At 29.0% G+C, this 21,054-nt stretch carries 32 protein-coding genes and 2 pseudogenes; 17 read left to right on the top strand and 17 right to left on the bottom strand.

Going from position 1 to position 21,054, the window contains the following annotated elements; genetic code table 11:
• Nucleotides 1-454: 454 nt before the first annotated feature.
• The gene (locus tag L987_RS01830) at nt 455-979 is read left to right on the top strand and encodes a hypothetical protein (RefSeq protein WP_047502609.1); all 525 of its coding nucleotides are present in this window, start codon (nt 455-457) and stop codon (nt 977-979) included.
• 115 nt (nt 980-1,094) lie between these two features.
• Here the strand turns inward: L987_RS01830 and L987_RS01825 are convergent, their stop codons facing one another.
• The gene (locus tag L987_RS01825; RefSeq protein ID WP_047502606.1) at nt 1,095-1,274 is read right to left on the bottom strand and encodes a hypothetical protein; all 180 of its coding nucleotides are present in this window, start codon (nt 1,272-1,274) and stop codon (nt 1,095-1,097) included.
• A 119-nt stretch (nt 1,275-1,393) separates the two neighbouring features.
• Between L987_RS01825 and L987_RS01820 the strand changes: the two genes are divergently transcribed.
• The 7 genes and pseudogenes from L987_RS01820 (at nt 1,394) to L987_RS01790 (ending at nt 5,466) form a co-directional block, all read left to right on the top strand.
• On the top strand, nt 1,394-1,585 hold the full coding sequence (locus tag L987_RS01820; protein WP_002455580.1) for a hypothetical protein: 192 nt from the start codon (nt 1,394-1,396) through the stop codon (nt 1,583-1,585).
• A 9-nt stretch (nt 1,586-1,594) separates the two neighbouring features.
• On the top strand, nt 1,595-1,915 hold the full coding sequence (locus L987_RS01815) for a YolD-like family protein (RefSeq protein WP_225791496.1): 321 nt from the start codon (nt 1,595-1,597) through the stop codon (nt 1,913-1,915).
• Nucleotides 1,916-2,126: 211 nt separating this feature from the next.
• A complete protein-coding gene (locus L987_RS01810) occupies nt 2,127-2,594 on the top strand; it encodes a GNAT family N-acetyltransferase (protein ID WP_080983410.1) in 468 nt (155 codons plus the stop codon).
• Between the two features lie 35 nt (nt 2,595-2,629).
• Nucleotides 2,630-3,049 (top strand): FosB/FosD family fosfomycin resistance bacillithiol transferase, encoded by a 420-nt coding sequence (gene fosB, locus L987_RS01805; RefSeq protein WP_047502600.1) that lies wholly within the window; start codon nt 2,630-2,632, stop codon nt 3,047-3,049.
• A gap of 57 nt (nt 3,050-3,106) precedes the next feature.
• Nucleotides 3,107-3,527, top strand: a pseudogene (locus tag L987_RS01800) (GNAT family N-acetyltransferase).
• A gap of 261 nt (nt 3,528-3,788) precedes the next feature.
• Nucleotides 3,789-4,487 carry a DUF4396 domain-containing protein gene (locus L987_RS01795; RefSeq protein ID WP_107636899.1) on the top strand — a complete coding sequence of 233 codons (699 nt, stop codon included), beginning with the start codon at nt 3,789-3,791 and terminating at the stop codon, nt 4,485-4,487.
• A 277-nt stretch (nt 4,488-4,764) separates the two neighbouring features.
• Complete coding sequence (locus L987_RS01790) at nt 4,765-5,466, top strand: alpha/beta fold hydrolase (protein ID WP_231558558.1); 702 nt, start codon at nt 4,765-4,767, stop codon at nt 5,464-5,466.
• Nucleotides 5,467-5,809: 343 nt separating this feature from the next.
• Here the strand turns inward: L987_RS01790 and L987_RS13860 are convergent, their stop codons facing one another.
• The 4 genes from L987_RS13860 to L987_RS01775 form a co-directional block, all read right to left on the bottom strand.
• Nucleotides 5,810-5,980, bottom strand: a complete 171-nt coding sequence (locus L987_RS13860; RefSeq protein WP_002483874.1) for a hypothetical protein — start codon at nt 5,978-5,980, stop codon at nt 5,810-5,812.
• 231 nt (nt 5,981-6,211) lie between these two features.
• Entirely contained in the window at nt 6,212-6,439 is a 228-nt protein-coding gene (locus L987_RS01785) for a CsbD family protein (RefSeq protein WP_047502594.1), read from the bottom strand.
• Between the two features lie 141 nt (nt 6,440-6,580).
• Nucleotides 6,581-6,853: a hypothetical protein gene (locus L987_RS01780; RefSeq protein ID WP_011303569.1), complete on the bottom strand. Its 273-nt coding sequence runs from the start codon at nt 6,851-6,853 to the stop codon at nt 6,581-6,583.
• A gap of 103 nt (nt 6,854-6,956) precedes the next feature.
• The gene (locus L987_RS01775; RefSeq protein ID WP_047502591.1) at nt 6,957-7,454 is read right to left on the bottom strand and encodes a MepB family protein; all 498 of its coding nucleotides are present in this window, start codon (nt 7,452-7,454) and stop codon (nt 6,957-6,959) included.
• Between the two features lie 153 nt (nt 7,455-7,607).
• Between L987_RS01775 and L987_RS01770 the strand changes: the two genes are divergently transcribed.
• Entirely contained in the window at nt 7,608-8,423 is an 816-nt protein-coding gene (locus L987_RS01770) for an alpha/beta hydrolase (RefSeq protein ID WP_047502588.1), read from the top strand.
• A 107-nt stretch (nt 8,424-8,530) separates the two neighbouring features.
• On the top strand, nt 8,531-8,713 hold the full coding sequence (locus tag L987_RS01765) for a hypothetical protein (protein ID WP_047502585.1): 183 nt from the start codon (nt 8,531-8,533) through the stop codon (nt 8,711-8,713).
• Between the two features lie 70 nt (nt 8,714-8,783).
• On the opposite strand, the gene L987_RS01760 is transcribed toward L987_RS01765, so the two are convergent.
• Nucleotides 8,784-8,984 carry a helix-turn-helix domain-containing protein gene (locus L987_RS01760; protein ID WP_047502582.1) on the bottom strand — a complete coding sequence of 67 codons (201 nt, stop codon included), beginning with the start codon at nt 8,982-8,984 and terminating at the stop codon, nt 8,784-8,786.
• 210 nt (nt 8,985-9,194) lie between these two features.
• On the opposite strand from L987_RS01760, the pseudogene L987_RS01755 reads away from it, so the two are divergent.
• A pseudogene (locus tag L987_RS01755) lies at nt 9,195-9,580 on the top strand (VOC family protein).
• Between the two features lie 80 nt (nt 9,581-9,660).
• Nucleotides 9,661-10,101 (top strand): GNAT family N-acetyltransferase, encoded by a 441-nt coding sequence (locus L987_RS01750; RefSeq protein ID WP_047502579.1) that lies wholly within the window; start codon nt 9,661-9,663, stop codon nt 10,099-10,101.
• A 227-nt stretch (nt 10,102-10,328) separates the two neighbouring features.
• On the opposite strand, the gene vraX is transcribed toward L987_RS01750, so the two are convergent.
• Nucleotides 10,329-10,493: a C1q-binding complement inhibitor VraX gene (vraX, locus tag L987_RS13855; protein WP_002483865.1), complete on the bottom strand. Its 165-nt coding sequence runs from the start codon at nt 10,491-10,493 to the stop codon at nt 10,329-10,331.
• A 408-nt stretch (nt 10,494-10,901) separates the two neighbouring features.
• Here vraX and L987_RS01745 point away from each other — a divergent pair, with 408 nt between their 5' ends.
• The gene (locus L987_RS01745; protein WP_011303563.1) at nt 10,902-11,132 is read left to right on the top strand and encodes a hypothetical protein; all 231 of its coding nucleotides are present in this window, start codon (nt 10,902-10,904) and stop codon (nt 11,130-11,132) included.
• A 76-nt stretch (nt 11,133-11,208) separates the two neighbouring features.
• Here the strand turns inward: L987_RS01745 and L987_RS13850 are convergent, their stop codons facing one another.
• The 5 genes from L987_RS13850 to tsaT all read right to left on the bottom strand — a co-directional run bounded on the left by L987_RS13850 (nt 11,209) and on the right by tsaT (nt 14,303).
• Nucleotides 11,209-11,385 (bottom strand): hypothetical protein, encoded by a 177-nt coding sequence (locus L987_RS13850; protein ID WP_002483863.1) that lies wholly within the window; start codon nt 11,383-11,385, stop codon nt 11,209-11,211.
• A gap of 572 nt (nt 11,386-11,957) precedes the next feature.
• Complete coding sequence (locus L987_RS01740; protein WP_047502577.1) at nt 11,958-12,923, bottom strand: arsenic resistance protein; 966 nt, start codon at nt 12,921-12,923, stop codon at nt 11,958-11,960.
• 116 nt (nt 12,924-13,039) lie between these two features.
• A complete protein-coding gene (locus L987_RS14275) occupies nt 13,040-13,174 on the bottom strand; it encodes a hypothetical protein (protein WP_011303560.1) in 135 nt (44 codons plus the stop codon).
• A 121-nt stretch (nt 13,175-13,295) separates the two neighbouring features.
• Nucleotides 13,296-13,544, bottom strand: coding sequence for a hypothetical protein (locus L987_RS01735; RefSeq protein ID WP_011303559.1), 249 nt, complete (start codon nt 13,542-13,544; stop codon nt 13,296-13,298).
• A 576-nt stretch (nt 13,545-14,120) separates the two neighbouring features.
• Complete coding sequence (gene tsaT, locus L987_RS01725; protein ID WP_011303557.1) at nt 14,121-14,303, bottom strand: type II toxin-antitoxin system toxin TsaT; 183 nt, start codon at nt 14,301-14,303, stop codon at nt 14,121-14,123.
• Between the two features lie 255 nt (nt 14,304-14,558).
• On the opposite strand from tsaT, the gene L987_RS01720 reads away from it, so the two are divergent.
• The 3 genes from L987_RS01720 (at nt 14,559) to L987_RS01710 (ending at nt 15,915) form a co-directional block, all read left to right on the top strand.
• Nucleotides 14,559-15,056: a hypothetical protein gene (locus L987_RS01720; RefSeq protein WP_011303556.1), complete on the top strand. Its 498-nt coding sequence runs from the start codon at nt 14,559-14,561 to the stop codon at nt 15,054-15,056.
• A 68-nt stretch (nt 15,057-15,124) separates the two neighbouring features.
• Entirely contained in the window at nt 15,125-15,331 is a 207-nt protein-coding gene (locus tag L987_RS01715) for a TM2 domain-containing protein (protein ID WP_002483856.1), read from the top strand.
• A 368-nt stretch (nt 15,332-15,699) separates the two neighbouring features.
• Complete coding sequence (locus L987_RS01710; RefSeq protein ID WP_047502576.1) at nt 15,700-15,915, top strand: YozE family protein; 216 nt, start codon at nt 15,700-15,702, stop codon at nt 15,913-15,915.
• Nucleotides 15,916-15,927: 12 nt separating this feature from the next.
• Here the strand turns inward: L987_RS01710 and L987_RS01705 are convergent, their stop codons facing one another.
• The 5 genes from L987_RS01705 to L987_RS01685 form a co-directional block, all read right to left on the bottom strand.
• The gene (locus L987_RS01705) at nt 15,928-16,164 is read right to left on the bottom strand and encodes a hypothetical protein (protein ID WP_011303554.1); all 237 of its coding nucleotides are present in this window, start codon (nt 16,162-16,164) and stop codon (nt 15,928-15,930) included.
• A 540-nt stretch (nt 16,165-16,704) separates the two neighbouring features.
• Nucleotides 16,705-18,000, bottom strand: a complete 1,296-nt coding sequence (locus L987_RS01700) for a CitMHS family transporter (RefSeq protein WP_047502573.1) — start codon at nt 17,998-18,000, stop codon at nt 16,705-16,707.
• Nucleotides 18,001-18,183: 183 nt separating this feature from the next.
• The gene (locus L987_RS01695; RefSeq protein WP_011303552.1) at nt 18,184-18,450 is read right to left on the bottom strand and encodes a hypothetical protein; all 267 of its coding nucleotides are present in this window, start codon (nt 18,448-18,450) and stop codon (nt 18,184-18,186) included.
• Nucleotides 18,451-18,681: 231 nt separating this feature from the next.
• On the bottom strand, nt 18,682-19,218 hold the full coding sequence (locus tag L987_RS01690; protein ID WP_002483853.1) for a GNAT family N-acetyltransferase: 537 nt from the start codon (nt 19,216-19,218) through the stop codon (nt 18,682-18,684).
• A gap of 476 nt (nt 19,219-19,694) precedes the next feature.
• Nucleotides 19,695-20,120: an organic hydroperoxide resistance protein gene (locus tag L987_RS01685; protein ID WP_011303551.1), complete on the bottom strand. Its 426-nt coding sequence runs from the start codon at nt 20,118-20,120 to the stop codon at nt 19,695-19,697.
• A gap of 158 nt (nt 20,121-20,278) precedes the next feature.
• On the opposite strand from L987_RS01685, the gene aroD reads away from it, so the two are divergent.
• Nucleotides 20,279-20,998 carry a type I 3-dehydroquinate dehydratase gene (gene aroD / locus L987_RS01680; RefSeq protein WP_011303550.1) on the top strand — a complete coding sequence of 240 codons (720 nt, stop codon included), beginning with the start codon at nt 20,279-20,281 and terminating at the stop codon, nt 20,996-20,998.
• The last annotated feature ends 56 nt before the right edge of the window (nt 20,999-21,054 follow it).

The raw sequence follows: 21,054 nt of genomic DNA, 5'->3' as shown, positions 1-21,054 counted from the left end.
AATATTCTAAAAATAAAATGTTATAATTCCCAAATGTTGTATTTTTATTCTCAAATGTAATGTTTATTTATTAAAAAAACGATTGGGATATTAAAATGCACAAATATATGTTTGTTTAAAATCCAATCAAAAAAAGAATTTTTGCAGCAATTCCTAGATTTATTATTTTATGTAGTATTATAGAGGGGAAGTAAAAATTAATATAAAATCATTAGAGCACAGGCACTTATGTGCTCGCCCTATTTTTTTTATGGTATAATGTATTTACATGTGAATCGCTAGCCTTTTCTCAAATATCTTTTTATATCCACCACCCACACATGTCACTGGGTGGTTATTTGATGATTTTATACGTAGGTAGTACGAAATGTTAAAAAATCTACAAAAATATCAAATTAAATGTTATGATTAAATTCCTACTACTGTCTTCTAAAAATTAAAAAGGAGACTTAATATGATAAATATTATTTCAGCAATTGGATCACTAGGAACTTTTATTATGGCGTTATTTTATTTTGTATCGGTATCAGTTCAACTTTATCAAATGAAAATTAGTTTTATACCAGCTCTAGGGTTTAATCAAATCCTTTTAGAAAAAGATGAAAATAAAAATTTGAATTTAAGAAATACGACTTCAAATTCTGAAGAACACGAAGATTATTTAAAGTTATATAACCTTGGTGGAGGAGCTGCTAAACACATAACTGTTGAAGTTATCTTAGGTAAAGATAATGTAATTCAAAAGAAATATATAAATATGTTACCTAGCAAAGAAAGCTATATGTTACCTATTAATAAAACTGTATTTGATGAATTGGATGATACTATTCAAAATAATGGTTACGAATCAGATATGAATATTAGGCTAACATATTATCACAATGTGAGTAGAAAGAAACAAGAAGTAGTATTAAAAGGTCATATTGATAGTTTTAATTCTTATGAATGTAAAGAGATATATGAACTACAATTTATATAACTTTTATAGCTATAATTTGTTTCCAATAAGAAAATTGGGGTATTTAACTATCAAGCGACGTGGAACGCTTAACAAACTGTAATAAATTAGCCTATCTGATTAGATAGGCTGTTTTTTATTTATTTAAAAACTCATTGAGTAGTGGATTATTATTTTCTTTTTCAACAACCACTGATAGATCTTCGGTTACATCTTCTTTTATATCTATTACTTTTTCTTCGATTAAACTTTCAACTCGATTAGCTACTTCTTTTGTATTCCAACCTATTTTTTCAATTTCTTTTTTGTAATCCATATGTATTCTCCTTGATTGTCTGAATTTATCTAACGATTAATTATAATTTATTATAAGAAAAATAGATATTAAATTGATTTATATGAACAAGCGTTCTATTATATTCATGAGGTGATTATATGATTCCAAATTTAGATTGGAATAAAAACTTTCAAGAATTTCAAGAAATATTAAATTCTGGTATTAATCCAGAGTGGTTGTACAATGCCAAAGCGAATATGATTTTAAATCCTGCATACACAGGAGAAGGTAAACAATTTTTCTTCACAAAAGATATTATAAAAGCTAGTAAAACGATTCCGTTTTTTTGAGGTGATAATATGAAACCAATAAATCCAGATGTATCTCATGACTATAAATATACAAGTGACTATAGAGAAATCCCTATAGAGTACCTTAATCCACGTATGCCAAAAGGGCGTGTAATCTTTAAGTGGCAAGCGTTTAAGACAATGCCCGAACAATATGAGCAACTAGAACAATACATACAAAACCAAAGTATGATTGAAAAACTGATATTAGACGACGATCAATTGAATGAACTTAATAACACATTGATTTTCAAAATGTGTAAACACACAACTATTGAATTGCGTTACTTCGATAATAAATATATTAAAACTAAAGTTAGTTACATATAAAAAGTAAATGTTTATACAAAAACACTACACATGTATGTAGATACTGGAATGAGTGTATTGAATTTAAAAGACATATTGGAGATAAAATAAACACACCTAAATTAATAAATCTATTCTTATCGCTGATTTTATTTGATAGTTATTGTTATATACATTTATGTTAGAATATTCTGTGAATTGAAAATATTTTTAAGAAAATGAGGTGTGATATATAAGTTTTATAATTGAACTAACCAAAGATACTAAACTTCTAGCTGATTTAAATAAAGAAGTTCAAGATTTACATTTTCAAGAGTACCCAAAAATATTTAAGCCATATAATAAAGAAGATATCGAAAGTTTCTTTGATTTTATTATTAATAATACTGAAATGGTCGCAGAGTTACTATTAAATAATGGAAAAGAAGTAGGTTATATTATTTATCAAATAAAAACAGTGTCTGAAAATCCATTTAAATATGGGTATAAATCTTTATTTGTTGACCAAATTTGTATAAGAAACAATTTACAAAGAAAAGGATTTGGTAAATTGACTATGGAATATTTGGATAATGTGGCATATAAAAATGATTGTGATTTTATCGAATTAGATTATTGGGCAAATAATATCAAAGCAGAAAAGTTTTATGAAAAGTTAGGGTATATAAACATACAAAATTATATGATGAAACATATATAGTATTTTTTAATTTTAATTAAGGGTTAGGAGAATATATGATTCAATCTATAAATCACGTAACTTATTCAGTATCAGATATTAAGGCATCTATTACTTTCTATAAAGATATTTTAAAAGCTAATATTTTAGTAGAGAGTGATAAAACAGCGTATTTTACTGTAGGTGGTCTATGGTTAGCGCTAAATGAAGAAAAAGATATACCAAGAAATGAAATTGCATACTCATATACACATATGGCTTTTACAATTGATGAAAGTGAATTTGATGAATGGTATCAATGGTACAAAGATAACAACGTGAATATATTAGAAGGGCGTAATAGAGACGTAAGAGATAAAAATTCAATATATTTCACTGATCCGGACGTCCATAAATTAGAATTACATACTGGTACTTTGCAAGATAGGTTAGATTATTATAAAGAAGAAAAGCCACATATGAATTTTTATAAATAAGTAGGTTATATTATGACTATAAAAACAAGATTATTTTAAGAACAAGATTTAAATAAGATAAATGAATTATTAGTTTTATATGAAGAATTAGGTTATCCGACAAAAGCAGAAGATTTATTTAATCGTTTGAAAAAGATATATAATCATGGAGATTATTACTTGTTACTTTTATTAAAAGATGATGCGATAATCGAGTTGAGTGGTATGTGCAAAATGTTGTTCTATGAAAAGAATGGAGAATACATGCGCTTACTAGCGTTTGTTATAAACACTGATTATAGAGGGAAAGGCTATGGAACACTTTTGAACACTTTTATTAAACGAGTCAGAAATGTTAGCAACTCAATTAGGATGCAAAGCAATCACTTTAAATAGTGGTAACAGAACCGAAAGAGATAACGCACATAAATTTTATAAAAGGAATGGATTTGAAAACAAATCATCTGGTTTCGCAAAAAGTATTGATAATATAAAATAAAGCCAACTAAATGAGTAGCTAGTTTATTTTATATTAAATTTATTCTGAGAATTCAATGTCATCATATTTATTATAGACTTCATCAGCATTATCTCCGTCATAATAACCTTGTTCAATCGCTGTTTTTTTATTTGAAATATATAAAATATAGCATAATGAATTTAATAAAAGCTTTAGGGTAGTATGAATAGTATTATTCCTGACCGTGAATATGAGTTCGAAATTTTAACCTTTGAATATAAAATCTTAGGAGGTCTTAATATGTTTGTGACGATATCTTTAATATTTATTATAGTAGGAATATTACAATTTTTAATTATACTATTAGATATATTTAAAAATCCACAACGTCAAATGATGATTATGAATATTGTGTGGCCATTAACCGGCTTGTACTTTCCGATTTTAGGATTAATCGCTTATTATCGTTTAGGCAGAGAAAAAGAAGTTGATCACATGTCACACCAGCATGATCATCACCATGACACGATGCATCATCATGAACATCATAGTAATAAGCCATTTTGGAAAAGTGTCGTTGTTTCTACAACACACTGTAGTGCTGGTTGCTCATTGGGGGACTTAATTGGTGCGCCTGTTGTTTTCTTTACGGGGTTATTGTTTTTTAATAATCAAATGGTGACAGAGTTTATTATCGAATTTATATTAGCCTATATCTTCGGTTTAATGTTCCAATACTTCCACATGGAAATTAAACATGACCATCCAGGTAGAGATTTAGTAGACGCAATCAAAGCCGATACGCTATCGTTAATTGCTTTTGAAATTGGTATGTTTGGTTTTATGATTATTATGCATCTCTTTGTTAGTCCAACTTACATGCAGCCTAATCATGTTGAATATTGGTTCTTAATGCAAATTGCGATGTTAATCGGATTTATGACAAGTTATCCAATCAATTGGTATTTAGTTAAAAAGGGTATAAAACATGCAATGTAAATTTTATCTTATTAAAAATTTAAGTGTAGTTGCAAAAAAAGAAATGAGAAGTTAACGCAAAGAAATGAAGCTGTTAAATATGAAAGGCAGAAAATATTTTATCTTATTCATGTTTTAAGTATGACTCATTATTTATCGATATCAACAGGGGGTTCGTATACTATGACAACATATGGAGATAAAGGGTTTTTAAGGCTACGGGAGCTAATATTTATTTTGAATCGAAGGTCATGGTGAAAATATATTATTACTGCATGCTGGAATTGCAGATTCGCGCATGTGGGATAAAGAATTCCATTTACTATCAGAAAAATATCGAGTAGTTAGATTTGATCTTCCTGGCTTTGGCTTTAGTGATTTTACAGAAGGAAATTATGCTTATAGTAACATTATTAATGAACTACTGACACATTTGGACATCAAGGATACTCATATTTTAGCTGCTTCATTTGGTGGAAAATTAGCTATTGATTTTTATTTAGAAAATCCGGAAAAGTGTCTGAGCTTAGCACTATTGTCACCAGCTTTAGGTGGATGGAAAGGTTCATCTTTTCTCCAAAAATATGAGGAAGATGAAGAACGATTATTGCAAGAAGGAAAAATTGAAGAAACAGCAAAGTTAAACTATAAAACTTGGATACTAAGAAATAGGGATGCAGAACTTATCAACGTAGATGTAAAACAATTAGTGGTTGATATGCAAATGAAATTTTTAATTAAACCTGAAGCAAAAAATTCATGTGAGGAAATAAAAAACGAAGATCATATTTTACAGTTAAAAAATATACGAATTCCTGTATTAATTATTAATGGTGAGTATGATGTTGAAGATTTTCATGATATTTCGGAGGTAATGATTAAAGAAATATCATATGTAAAAAAGAATACAATGCCTAATACAGCACCTTTAGCTAACTTAGAATCGCCAAAGCAATTTTTAAATTTAATTTCAGACTTCTTTTTAGATAATGCTAATTAATTTTGAAAATAGCATTTAATATGATTTTGCTTATATACTTATTCAAAATCACCTAAGTATTTACTTTAATATTGAATGAAAAGCGAAAAAGGATATATTAATAACATTTTGAACCACTATATTATTAAGGCGACAATAGATAAACAAAGATATTCAATCTACAACAGTTTAAAAAAGAGAGAGTTCCTCCAATTATAATGGACGACTCTCTTTTTATATTTTGAACTTAATGAAATTTGATTTGGTTTTGTGTCCCTTTTGCTTATGGTCATTAGTATGGTTTTATAACACAACTATCTCTAGTATAAATATATATTTTAATCCGAATAGAACTTTCCGCTATCTAGATCTCTGCTTTTCGTTCATCAACATTAGTAGATAGTAACTTTAAATAACGTTCTACATTGTTAGATGGCGTGTCTTTTGGAAATGAATGTGTAAATATATGACCTTTAATTGTTTCAACTGTGTATCTTATGTCGATAGCGCCAATTTCATAGTTAATAATTTTCATAGAGATCCCCTTAAAATTGCATTTTGTAAAATTGAAGCTAGTGCTATGAAACTACAATGATACAATATTTGTGTTAGTCATCATTAACTATATGACATATAGAAATGATAAGATTTATTCAATTGTACTATACATAAACTTATTCGCAACTAAAAAGTGGGCAATATTTAGTTTTATCTATTTTAGCGTGTCCTTTGTAGTATATTGATTCAAAAATATCGACAAAGATAATCACTTTGCCGATATACGATAGCTACAAATAGATGTAGACACAATATTATTTTTTAATTTGTCTATAAAATCATTAACTTTATCTTTTGCATTTTCAGTTACTTCTTTTGCTTTGCCAGAAGCTTTATCTTCTTTACCTTCTTGTTCTAAATCTTTGTTATCCATAACATTGCCTGCTGTCTCTTTTACGTTACCTTTAACTTGTTCAAATTTACTTTCATCTGCCATGTTATTCACCTCAAAAATATATTTTTAAAAATTCTTATACTTATAATATACAAAATAATAAAATTTAACGCAATTAAAATCCATTTTGAAGTAAGCCGAACGATATTTTAAAAGTAAAAAACACATTCATGTAGAATGTGTTTACTCATCAAGTAGTTGCAGAATTTCGTTATACTTTTGTTCACTTAACGTACCTAATGGACTTTGTTCAATTTCAAATATTAGAAAATCATCGGTAGAAGTAAAGTAAGTTTTGATGTTTTCACAAATTGTAGTTTTGTCTAAATCACTTTTTAAAAGCCATAAGCCTCTGTATATAAATAAAGCACTTCCTAAATTATTTAATTGAGACGGTAATTTTTCGTAACCGTATGAAATGGAATTTAAATTATAAGACAATATATATTTTGACATCTATATCACGCTCCTATTTAATCATATCATTAACCGATATTAAAAAGTTGGGAGAACTATGATATTTAAACGATTTCCATTGCAAGAGCGATTCATTAAAGAATTAATCTTCAACAGTCATTAACTTTTTCAGTAAATGAAAGTCAGTGGTGTGTGTTAGATCAATGAAATATTGCGTTTGCCATTTTTGAGCTTTTTGAGCTGATGGGTTTAAATTGACCTCCCAAGGTGGGTAAACGCGCATTGCCATTTTCCCTTTATTATTTTCCGAATACAGTAAGCGTTGTGCAAGTAATTCAGATTTGGGGATGATAAAGAGACCTTTGTGCGTATGATCAAGCACCGTAATGATTAAGATATCTTTAGCTTCTTGATATGTAAATGGCCTATTGTTGTTATCGTGGTCTTTAGTCCAGAAAACAACAAAGTAACCAGATTTTGTTGGTGTTTTTTTAGCTAATCTGTGTCTATATCTACAATGATTAATTTGAAAACAATAGCTTTCGTATTCTGCATTATAGGTTTCGTATGTTAAGTGATCTAAAGCACTTATATTTAATGAATTAAATAATGTACGCATTAATGTGATTGATTTATACATGGTTATCCTTTGAAATACGTATTTTGTATAAATAAGTATAGCATTCAACTAGATGATATATAAGTAAATGCTATATATGTTTAACGTATGAATTATTTGAAAATAGGGTTATAATTAACGTATGAATAATTTCAATAAAATGGAGTGATTAATATGAATTATATTAAATATGTGAAGTCTAAAGATAATACGAAACTCTATATGAAAGTGAATGATGTTCAAGAAGCAAAAGCAAATATTATTATCGTGCATGGGGTAGCAGAACATTTAGATCGCTATGATGAGATTACAGGCTATTTAAATGACAATGGTTTTAATGTCATAAGATATGATCAAAGAGGACACGGGCGTTCAGAAGGAAAACAAACATTTTACAGCAATAGTGATGAAATTGTTGAAGATTTAGAAGCGGTCACAAATGATGTTAAGACACATATGGACGGTAAAGTATATCTAATTGGACATAGTATGGGCGGTTATACCGTTGCGTTATATGGAACACAGCATCCAAATAAAGTAGATGGCGTGATAACTTCAGGTGCGTTAACACGTTATAATAATGAACTTTTTGGTAATCCTGATAAAAACTTCTCACCGGACACATATTTAGAAAATAGTTTAGGTGAAGGGGTATGTTCAGAAAAAGAAGTAATGGAAAAATATGAACTTGATGACTTAAATGCGAAGCAAATTTCAATGGGGCTTATCTTTTCATTAATGGATGGTATTGAATACCTAAAAGCGCATGCTCAAAATTTTACAGATAATGTATTAATTTTACATGGAAAAGAAGATGGTTTAGTAAGTTATCAAGATTCTATACAATTTTTTCAAGAAATAGGTTCAGTACATAAGTCATTACATATCTACGATCGCTTACAACATGAAATATTTAATGAAAAATCTCAAAATAAATTTATTTTTGAAGAAATCGTTGAATGGCTTGAAAATGAATTAAATAAAAATTAAAAAAGTAAGGTTACAACAATTGAATTAAATAAAACTGATGTGATTTTGTTTGATTTGTTTTAGAAAAATGAAGAATTTATAATAAATAAAATAGAGGAGTGATTAATATGGAAATAAAAACATTGCATATGGAATATGAAGAAAGTTTTAGTGATTTTGATAAACGTGTCAATGAATTTTTACAATACGTCAATGATAAGCAACACTGGGAATTAGTAAGTGTGACACCATCTGTCACGGACAGTGTTGAAGGTATAGACTATATCATAACAGTTATCTTTAAAAATTAAGCATAATAAAAAGTGGGGAACGGACATGCGTTTCCCACTTAAATATACAAATAATTAAGTTCCCTTAAAATTAATTCATGAATTCTTTTTCAGAAACATTAAAGTAATCAGCTAAAATTGATGCGTTTTTATTTGAAACATTGCGATAGCCATTTTCCCAGTCCCAAATTTGGCAAATTCTAATATCTGTATTGTAGTTCGCGTTTAAATTAATTGCTAGTTTTGAAATACTTAAATTAGATTTTTCGCGCAATTCCATAAGATTTTTCATAACAAGTCACTCCTAAAAGAAATAGATAATCAACATCCATGTGCCATTGTAGTATATATTTCTGTAATACAAACTTATATTTTATTGAAAATACCACCATATCATATAATATTTTTTTAATTTTATTGTGTATATAAACAAAAAGTTATTATTTTAGATGTAAACCATATATTTGATATAAGAATGATTTCATAGATAAGGAGAATATAAATGAGAATTATAGCGACAAGCATTTTTGTAGATGATCAAGACAAGGCGCAACAATTTTATACTGAAAAACTAGGGTTTAAGACAAAACATAATATTGAAATTGGCGGTGGTTTTAGATGGGTAACGGTTACAGAAAAAATTCGACTAATACCGTTGAAATCGTATTAGAACCCAATGTCATTCCTATAGCTAAAGACTATCAAGAAGGACTATATGCGGCAGGGATTCCTGTCACAATGTTCGGCGTGGATAACTTGGATGGTGAACATCAAGCATTGATTGATAAAGGTATTACATTTCACACTGAACCAAAAGAAGTTGAAGGCATAAGGTATGCTATTTTTGATGATACATGTGGTAATTTGATTCAAATCGTTGAGCAATAAATATAAATAAGTGATACATTACTGCTATAAATAATTACTAAGGTTATGGTTTGTGTACGTGTGCTTTTGGGAGGTGAATAATGGAATTAAATATAAAACATACGAGAGATGTAACTAGTCAAGAGCTTATACAAATTTATCAAGCTCGAATTCGCGTGTTTGTCGTAGAACAAAAATGTATATATCAAGAGGTTGATGATTATGATCTAGATGCAATTCATGTCATATTGAGCAATGGGAATGACATTGTGGCTTATACAAGAATTATAACGTTTGAACAGTATATAAGTTTTGGAAGAGTTTTGGTTTCCGAAAATTATAGAAATCAAGGCTATGGACGCAAAATAATCAATGAGACAATCAATAAAATAAATGAAATGTATCAAAACACGACAATAAAAATTTCAGGGCAAGCACATTTAAAGCCATTTTATGAATCATTTGGTTTTCACAGTGTTTCGGATACATATATGGAAGATGGTATACCACATATTGTGTTTGAAATGCGTACACAAATTTAAATATAATATGGGTAGCGATGTAATCGTCGTTATATTTAAAAATCCACTTTGAATTTTTATTATAATCATATAATCTACAAAACAAAACGCCAACTAAGAAAAGTCATTTTCTAGTTGGCGCTAATAATTAATTGGATTAAATAGACGCAGTGTTCTATATTGAATTAAAATTGAAGCCCCTTGATTTTGAGGTTGGTGACAACATTGAAATGTTAATTGTTTTGCGATTATTTTTTCATTTTGTCAACATCTTGCGAAACGAGTAATAGTAGTTCCTCGGTTTCTGAATCTGTTAAATCATCAGATCCTTTGATTCTAATAACTAAGCCTTTATCTGTTTTGACATGATAAACAGGTTCGCCATCCTTATAAACTTTACGTAATACTTCCATTCCATCACCCTTTTTTATAAAAACATTTCAATGTAAATATCCATAACTTATCGAAATGTATGATATCTAATACTAAATTCAACTAGATAATTAATCTGTTTTTTTATTAATGCTTTATCTATAGGATAACTTTTTATTAAATTGTTTTCCAACAGTATGATTAATTTTATTAAAATTAATTTATTATCAACTGCCATTATTAAGTATTGAAAGTTAAATGTTTTCAAAGTAGCAAAAAATAAATTGTAGTTATTTTGATATTATTAGTTATTTGTGTTTTTATTTAATAAAAGTGGGTATATATAACTAAGCACAAGAAGTCCTCCAAACTCTAGTGCCGATTATATTTTCGAGGTTGACGCCACTTTTCGAAGTGGCGTGTTTTAATTTTAAAAAGGGATGTAACATATGAAATTATTAAATATATTTTCGCTTATTTGCAGTATATTCATCGGTATGATTATTATTTATGGTGTCGTTATGATGGTCGGAGATGCTTTAGGTATCACAACATTTAATAATCAATTATTAATAGTAGGTTTGTCTCTGGTCTTACTTAGTGGATTGTTAGGGAAAAGTAAACCAAGATTATCAACGTTTGTATTATTTATAGGATTTATTATTGTCATAATAAATTAATAAAAAACTAAGCAGCAACACTAAAATAACTTTAAAAAGTATATTTTAGCATTGCTGCTTTATATCATTATCGAAGTCATTCAACATTTTGTCTAAGCTTATCGTCCATTTCTTTAGATACGCTTTGTAATAGGTTATTTGTTTGATATTCGGATAAGCTGGCATCTGTTTTTACTTTAATGATAAGGCCTAAATCTGTCTGTATATGATAAATAATGAAGTTATTTTCGTTTATTTTTCTTAAAGTTTTCATATCATCACCTCAGGGTAAAATTTGCGAGGTCACATAAGTGTAAAAAGTAAATATATGATTATTTTAAATCATTAGCGTATAAAAAGAAATAAATTGAATTATCAAATGAGAACAGTGGCGTGGATCACTACTTCGATATTGTTATGGCGTCGATATAAACAAGTTCTCATTAAAAAGACAAGGCATCAACGGATGTCTTGTCTTTTGGTTTGTATATACTAAGTGAAAATGTATTAAAACTGACTCGTTTTTCTATCTTCATCAACGACATCTTCTTCTAATTCGTCATCAATGACAAGGTTTAATAATGGCTTAATCAAAAAACTAAGACTAACAATCCCCAATAATACTAAAATAATTTTTTTCATCATGCTCATCTCCTAAGTTAATTTAAGTATTTGAAAATGAAAAACATAGCGCTTATATGTCATTTTATATTATAAAGTAACATTTTACGATTCATATCAATTATACCAAATAATTTAGTTGTATCATGTTAAATTGTATAATAATAAAAAAATATACGCTTTATTTTAATTTTGGTGCTAAGTGAATAAGCAGGAATCAATGTATTACGATTTAATCAGCGAAGGTATCATTTTTATATAAAAAAGTTCACCTATCAATTCAATTAAAGTCTGTGTGATGATCACTGTTGTGGTTATTGTAACCCACTGATCTGGTAATGATAATGCTAGGGGAAGTACGACTAAGGCATTTCTAGTGCTTGTACTAAAGGCTAATGTCCGTAAAATGGATGGTTTTAAATGGAAAATTTTACCCGTGAAATATCCGATAAAAGGAGCGATTAGCATAAAGATAATATATAAAGGCGCTACTTTGACAACAACCGATAAGTCATTAGCGATTTTATTAATTTGTGAACCTACCACGGTAAATAATACCAGTGACATAAAGAGTTCAGGTAGCCAAGACGTTGCCTTTAAAGTCTGTGACATCACATAATATTTTTTACTCAATAATTGTAAAGTCAATGCGAGTAGTAATGGAATAATTATAAATGTGAAAAAAGAATGTATAAACGGCTCTATATCAATTATTGTAAGTATGGATTTATCTAAAAACATTGTTAAATACAGTGGTAATAATAAAATTTGTAAAACAAATAAAATGGGTGTTGAGATAAGCATATATTGAGCGTTGCCTTTACCTAAAGCAGTGAAAACAATGACGTAATCAATACATGGTGTTAATAGTACTAGAAATAGCCCAATTAATATTGCAGATGAGCTTATATTGAAAATAGAAATTAAAAAGTAAACGAGAATAGGTAGAATGACAAAATTAGCAATGATAAGTGCTGTCACAAATTTTAAGTTTAGGACACGCTTTTGTAATTCGAAAAAGGGGATCTGTGAAAACATACTAAACATAAGTATTGCGATACATATAGCTACTAAAGTTTCTAAAATGCTAGATATACCTGGGAAATTGGTCCCTATCAGTATGCCAAGTATTATTGCAGAAAAATAAATATAGATTTGAAAGTGTTCAATTTTTGTTTTGAAATGTTGCATAGTAACCTCACTTTACTGTATATATGACTGAAAATATGAATGGACATAGATTAAAATAAACCTCACAATTCTAAAGTTGATTGAACGAAAGAATGAGGTTTATTTAGTGTTACAGGTTATGATTTTTGTTCCGCTTGCACGTTTACTTTATTTTCAATTTTATCTTCATTTGAATTGTCGACACTCAATAATAAAGCGCGAACGACAAGTACACCAGTTAGCAATAGTAATAGATTTTTGAATAATTTCATTCCCATCACACACCTATCTTATTAAACTGAGTTACGCACTGTTTCATGACATGAGGTACCACAACTATAAAGTTATAACGATTATTAAATATATACCCGTTTTTAGTAATTATAAAGGCGTTTAAATATCCTTAATAACAATTTGTTTATTGGCTTTTTTGACTTCGGCAACAAGGGATTGACTATTGTTTTCGACTGAAGTATCAGTAACTTCGTCATTTTCAATAGTAAAAAATACTTGGCTTAAAATGCCCATAGCATAGTCGTTAATTGGACTGACTAAGGAAATTGAATTTTCATCTTCTTGAATAGCAAATGCTTGTTTACTTTGATTGATTAGCTGCCATTCAGGTAAATAAGTTAATTTCATAAATAACACTCCCTAAGGTGAATCTAAATGGTTAAATTGTATTGATTATATTATAAACTAAATGTATCAATGAATATACAATTTCAAGAGATTTACAATAGCGCAGTTAAATTGAATTTTTAAGGGAATAACATAGTGATAATAAAAATCATTAGAGGTGATGTTATGAATTTTCTTATTATTGTAATACTTAGCCTCATTTTTGCATTTTTAGCAACGATGCCATTCTTATTTATTAATACCAGGTTGCATGAAAATACTAATCACTCAAAAGATGAGGTTCAACATGAGAGGGTGCGAGCAGTTAAACGCTTTGTTTACTTTTTTATTTTAGCAATAGTGATTTTGTTAATTTACACTTTTTTAACTGATTAAAGATTAAAATATAAGATGAACGTATGAATTATAGCTGGATGCTTAAGTTAAACTAGCAAAAGTCATGCTATAGAAAGTATATTTTTAAATAATTTTAACTATGCTAGATTATAAAAAAGCCCTGCAAAGTCGTTTTCATTTAGTAAATGTCTACTTTGAAGGGCGCATCCGTATTAAATTAGAGATTCTTTGGTACAATATTTAACTAAATATGAGTGCAAATAGGATACCTACAACACCAAAAATAAGCAACATTACTGTAACGCCTAGTAATGATTCTTTTGCTTGTTCAGAACCTCTTAATTTGTATGTGATAAGTGAAACGATACCACAAATTAAAAAGACAAGAGATAGCCAAAAAACAATCATGAAATGTAGATTCAAATCACTACACCTCCTTTAATATGTTTAAATGTTTATAGTGAGTTCAATAAAATTAAATCATTGAACAAGTTTTGTTATATCTCATAGCCTTATCATCTTATCACTAATTAACAAACAGCAATAGGGAAAATATTGAAATTACTGTTTTATATTTAAGTGTAAGCAGCGATAATACAAATTATAGTGAAGTTTGAAAAAAGGGAAAATAGGTAATTTAAAACTGTGACACGCTTTTATAGGGGGATATCGAATTCAATGGAAGATAATAATTTAAAACAATTGAAACAAAGCATCGAATCACTACAATCCAAAAATATTGATGAATATCAAGAATCATTCGAAAAAGTTGAATCTGAAATTGTACAACAAAAAGTTGAGGTAAGAAATTCATTAATGCCTGATAATAATCAAGAAGATGAACGAATTAAGGATATTGCAAATAAGCTAAACGAACATATTAAGACTGGCTTTAGTGAGTTTGAAAAGGTAGATGAAATTCTGAATTATTTAGAACCTGCTTTTCAAAGAGGGAAGGTAGATAAAGCATATGGACGTGCACTTGTACTTTTAGTAGAAAATACAATGATTGAACAAGTGAAAATACATTTTGAACATTCAAAAGATAATGCCAGATTAATGGATTTTATCTTAGATAAGTTAATAGAATTAAGTGCAGAAATCATGCCAGATAATTATACAGAAATTTTGAGATTAGAAAAAAGATTCTTTGAGTTACGATATAGTGAAAAGTAATATACTTTAAATTAAGTAGCTGATTAATGTATAATATGAGTAATATAATGAAGATAGGAGATAGAACGATGAATGAAGTAAATAAAGTAATTTACATTGTTTTAGCCGTTTTCTTGGGTAGTTTTGGCATTCACAAGTTTTACGCAAGAAAAACAGGTATGGGTATTCTTTTCCTAGTATTTTGTTGGACAGGGATTCCACAAATTTTAGCGATTATTGGCGCAATTTTAACATTATTCAAACCAGCAGATCAAAACGGTAATGTCTTAGTCTAAAACCAATACAATTTAGGCTGAGTAAAACGAAATGAAATTTAGTTTTTGGATACAAACAAACCCTACGCATATGAATGCGTAGGGTTTGTTTTGTTAATATATTAATATATGACAATAAAAAGTGGGCTGATACGGATATTTCACTCAGCTTTAAAATATATTGTTAGAGATTAACATATAATTAAAAAAAACTTTATAAAATTTACAATTCTTAATTAAATCTTGTGGCGACAGTAAACAATTAAAAAACTTTTAAATTTTAAAATGTATCGTAATAGACAAATAGTTATTATTTGTTATGATTAAATAAAGATTTGAAAACGATTAACAGTGTAACGAATAAAATAAAGATGGTCGAGGTAACGCTTATGACATTTTATGATTTTGTAATTGGTTTTATTGAAGACGATACACCGTTAGGGCAACTTGCACATAATATCATGGGAGATAAAAATTTCCCTAGATATGAAACAAGTTCTATTAAGTTAAACTCGTATTTTTATAGTCATTATTTTGATCACGAAGTATTAGCATCCGCAAAAAGAGCATTGAGTTTATACCTTAATAATATTGAACTTAGATAATTAAAAAGAAGTTTACTTATCGTAATACCAATTTTGTTTTCTCAAAGCGTCTCTAATGTCTTGAGTTTTAAAATTTATTTCGTTATTTCTGATCGAGAAAGGTTCAATTATATTTTGAGCCATCCATGAGTTAATGAGTTCCTTAGGTAAACCATCTAGTTCCATATCACTTTTACTTACAACAAAGCATTCCCAATCAAGTGAAACTTTAGACGGATTAACGTAATTACATTCATTAAGTTGATTCATAAAAACACTCCTTAATATTGTAAATCCGACGTTAACTTTTACCCATGTATGTTGAAAATGAAACGATATTCATAAAATAAATTATTATTATGTCATTTTTTTGAATCATTCATAAAGCATATATAAATTTGAAAGTATTTTATAGAATAGTGCTGTTGCGGTTTAAAGAAATATAAGCTTAAATATAACTAATTTTGTGAACTTATTATAAAAAAATGACCCGAAAAATTTCGACATCTTAATAGTTGTAATTCAAACTGTCGGCAAAGTCTTGGCTTTGTTGGCAGTTTTTTACGCACTCTTTCCGCAATCACTGTCTTAGTTTGTAGATTTCGGCTAGCGCTGTTTCCATAGAAATTGGGTCAAATGACTGCCAATGCAATATGAAAAATATGTCCTGCACGATCTACATATATGAATAAATATAAAAAATAGACAAATCTTCCACAAATTAATGTGGTAGATTTGTCTATATCCAAACCTACGCTATCATAATAGTCGTAGGTATTTAAAATCTATTTTTTTGCTACTGTGTATGCTTTACCAAGGTATAATACCGAGGATACAGGCTACAATAATCATAAATAAACTGGAACCAATAGCCCATTTTATGACGATTCTTTGGTTTTGTCCGTATTCAATATCTAACATACCGACAAGTAAGTAACCTGCAGCATATAGTGGACTTAATACATGAAGCGGTTGTCCTAATACCGAAGCTCTTGCCATGTCAACTTTAGAGATACCAAATTGTTGCGCTGATTCAGCAAGTATTGGTAATACACCATAATAAAATGGATCATTTGCCATAAAGTAGGTGAATGGGCCACTAAGTATCGCAGTGATTAAAGCAAAATGGTTGCCCATTGCATCAGGAATAATGTGTACCAAGGCGTTAGCCATTTCATTGACCATCTTAGTACCATTCATTACACCAGTAAAGATACCAGAGGCAAATACTAAACTAATAACGGATAGTACATCGCCAGCGTGTTTTTTTACAACTGAATTTTGAATACTGAGATTTGGATAATTGAGTAAAATTGCAACGCCAAACCAAAGCATAAACATAACTGGGATAGGCATGATACCAATGACCAAACATACGATCAATGAAATGGTAAGCAAGGCATTTGGTATAAGCATTTTAGGTCTTTTAAGTAATGATTCTTCTTTTGTATCTGTAGGTTTAATATCATCTAAGTCAATATCTGTATAAGATGTGATATGTTTTTTGGCACGTTTACCTAATATGTATGCAACGCTAAAAGCGAAAACAATTCCGGCAATCATAGCAGGAATAATTGGTACAAATACTTCTTCAGTAGTGACTTGCAGTGAAGAAATTGCTCGTGCCGTCGGGCCACCCCAAGGTAACATATTCATAACACCTATGGATAGTAGTGCCAGCGTCGATAATGTATATAAACTCATGCCGATTTTTTTATAAAGTGGCATCATTGCAGTAACAGTGATAATGAAAGTCGTTGTCCCATCGCCATCTAATGCTACCATTGATGCTAAAATAACAGTACCAAAAGTGATTTTAACTGGGTCCCCTTTAACGACTTTTATAATTTGATTAATGACAGGTTCGAATAATCCCGCGTCGATCATCACACCAAAATAGAGTATTGCGAAAGTAAGCATAATCCCTGTTGGTGCAACGGTTTCAATACCATCTAGCATAAATTTACCGAGACCTGCGTAAAAACCACCAATTAATGCAAAAATTGTTGGTATAACAATTAACGCAGTTAAGGCTGACATTTTACGTGTCATAATTAATACCATGAATATAATAATCATGATAAAACCTAATATAGCTAAATTCATTTGTAATCCCCCCTATTTTTTATATTATAGCGCTTTCAGAAGATTTGTAAAATTAAAATATGCAAAAAACTTTATATTAATTAATAGGGCATATAATTTGAAAATAAAAAAGCCTCTATAATTAACTAAATAACTTTAGAATTATAGAGGTTTAAATATTATATTGAATTGATATGTAAGAGATTAAGCTATAAATCCAGAAATATAAGCTGTCCATATTGGATAACTTAATAAAATAAATGAAAAAATAGATACGCATATTGCAAAAATGTTCGCAATACGATCGCCACGTAGACAAGCGTAAATGTTAATTAATAAGACACCTAAGATAAATAAGCCACCTGCTAAAATAGGTAGGTTACCTTCTAAAACTTTTCCAATTGCAAGTAAAGGTGTTGCTAACGTAATTAACGACAAGAATAGTGACAATAAGGTTGTAGCATATTTCAAAGTATTCAGTCCTCTCTTGTATTTTAAAATGATATCAATTTAAAAAAATTAAAACTGTTTTGTACTTAATTAAAAATAATATTTGCTTATGCGTAGGATTGCAAGTTATTTTAAAATATTAAGAGGTAGAATGATATATTCATGTTAAATGAAACATAGTCAATCATTAATACAAACGCTTTATTCACCAATATATGGCGTATTTTAATTAATAGGTATCAACGGTATGATTTATTCGAATAACTCGATATCTTGCTTGTTAAAGTAGTAAATGAGCCAATGTTCATCTACGTAATAGTCTTCATATTTTCTAGCGTGTTGTTCTAAAACCAGTGTCTCAAAATTGAGATTGCTGAAAAATACTTTGCCACTAATATTATTTGAAACAAGGGAAGTCATTAAAATCTCAATTTGTTTTTCATCACATATTTCGAAGACTTTACGCATTAACAAGTTTGATATAGATGCTCGTGCGTTGTGATTTTCACCTTTTACACACATGTTTTCCAATGTAGCTTTATGCGCTATACTATATCGATTTGTATGAATTAATGTGACAGCACCAATTAATTCCTCACCATCAAATGCACCGATAATATTGTAGTCCGTAGTCTCCGGTGATAGGATTCTAGAAATATTTGCCTCTTCAAGACATTTTTTATTTTGCAGTTTCCATGCCATAACCTCAAGTTTCTTATCAATACCTTGTAGTAAAAGCGCGTGATATATAGGAAGATCTTCAATTGTTAAATAACGAATATGAGTCATTTATTCCCTCCTTATCCAGAAAACTAAATTATTAAGTATAAGTACTGTAGTTAAGCGATTTATATATAATATTAAAGGAAAAAATTTATTTGAGCAATACTATATTTAATTTTTTGTAAAGATATGTATAAATTTAGAATTCAAGTTATAAAAAAATATATTTTTATAAAGTTTAAACCATTCCTTAATATAATTTTTAAGTAACGAAATTAAATAGGATAATTATGCTATAATATGGTGAGTTATATAAATGAAAGCGGAGGCATAAATTATGGGGGCTTTAGTAACAATCATAGTTTCTTTAATCGTGCTTATTCTTATTTCTTTTTCAATATTAATTGTATGTCTGTATAACCAATATAAAGACAATTAAAAGTATTTAAAACATGAGACTTCACGAACAAGCAACAAGAACTGAATAGCAAAGAAAACCCCCGAAATTCAATTTAGAATTTCGGGGGAATTACATATTAATATTAATCTACAACTGCTACATTTAAGTCAACTTCTATATTACCACGTGTCGCTTTTGAATAAGGACAAAACTCATGCGCATCTTGTAAATATTTCTCTGCTTCTTCTTGAGATAATACGTTTTTAACTTTTGCATCAATAGAAACACTTAATTTAGGGCTCTCTGCTTCTGGATCATCTTCTAAACGAACAGTCAAAGTAACTTCTGGCTCAGCGCCTCTTACTTTATTTTGTTTTAAGATTAAATCGAAAGCACCATTAAAGCATGAAGCGTAACCTGCTGCGAACAATTGCTCTGGGTTCGTACCTTTTTCAGCATCGGCTTGAGCTGGTGGTACAATCGCTACATCAATTGCTTTATCATCAGTTTGAACGTGACCATTACGTCCACCTGTATTTGTTGCTTTTGTTTCATAATTTACTGCCATACTTATTACCTCCTAAAATTTTCATATTTATTCTTTACCCAACAAATAAAATTTAAATCATTCTAAGATATCAAGAAAATATAATTTAAGGATTATTTGTAATTTTTTTCGAAGTTGTTATACAATTATAAATATTATTAAAAAGAGGGCGTTTTTAAATGACTGAAGTAAAAGTTGCTGTAACCATTGCACCAGAACAAGAACTCTCACAATCAACGATAGATGATTTAATACAGTTTCAAGATTCAATTGATATTATTGAATTACGAATCGATCAATGGACAAATTTAAACGAAATTGCTATCGAAAAAGTTGTTGAAGATCTTCAAAGTTTAAAACTAAATAAAAAGCTATTAGTGACGTATCGAACTTCAAATCAAGGTGGTTTAGGTGATTTTGGGGAGGATGACTATATACAAATTCTAAGGAAAATTGCTAATTGCCAAAATATAGATATGTTAGATATAGAATTTGATCAAACCAGATCACTCAATATTTTACAAGAACTGATTGAACTAGCTCATAAAAATCAAGTTCAAGTCGTACTATCTCACCATAATTTTAAGGAAACACCAAAGCTTGAAGCGTTAAAGCATTTATTTTATAAAATGCAGCAGCTAGAGTCGGATTATATAAAAGTTGCTGTGATGCCTCATGGTAAACAGGATGTACTAAACCTATTGAATGCAATGTCTGATACTGCAGATGTTGTTTCGCAACATGTAGTGGGCATTGCCATGTCTAAGATTGGTTTAATATCAAGAACAGCACAGGGTGTATTTGGAGGGTCGATTTCATATGGCTGTTTAGACACACCCAAAGCACCGGGACAAATACATGTTTCCACGTTGAAAAAGCAACTTAGTATGTACGAGTAATTTGAAAATATATTGTACCTGTCTTATAATTGAAAATAGTTATCATTGACGAAAGG

The organism is Staphylococcus sp. ZWU0021 (genome assembly GCF_000798895.1).
Taxonomy (GTDB): Bacteria; Bacillota; Bacilli; order Staphylococcales; family Staphylococcaceae; genus Staphylococcus; species Staphylococcus saprophyticus.
This window is presented reverse-complemented; position numbering and strand designations above follow the sequence as displayed.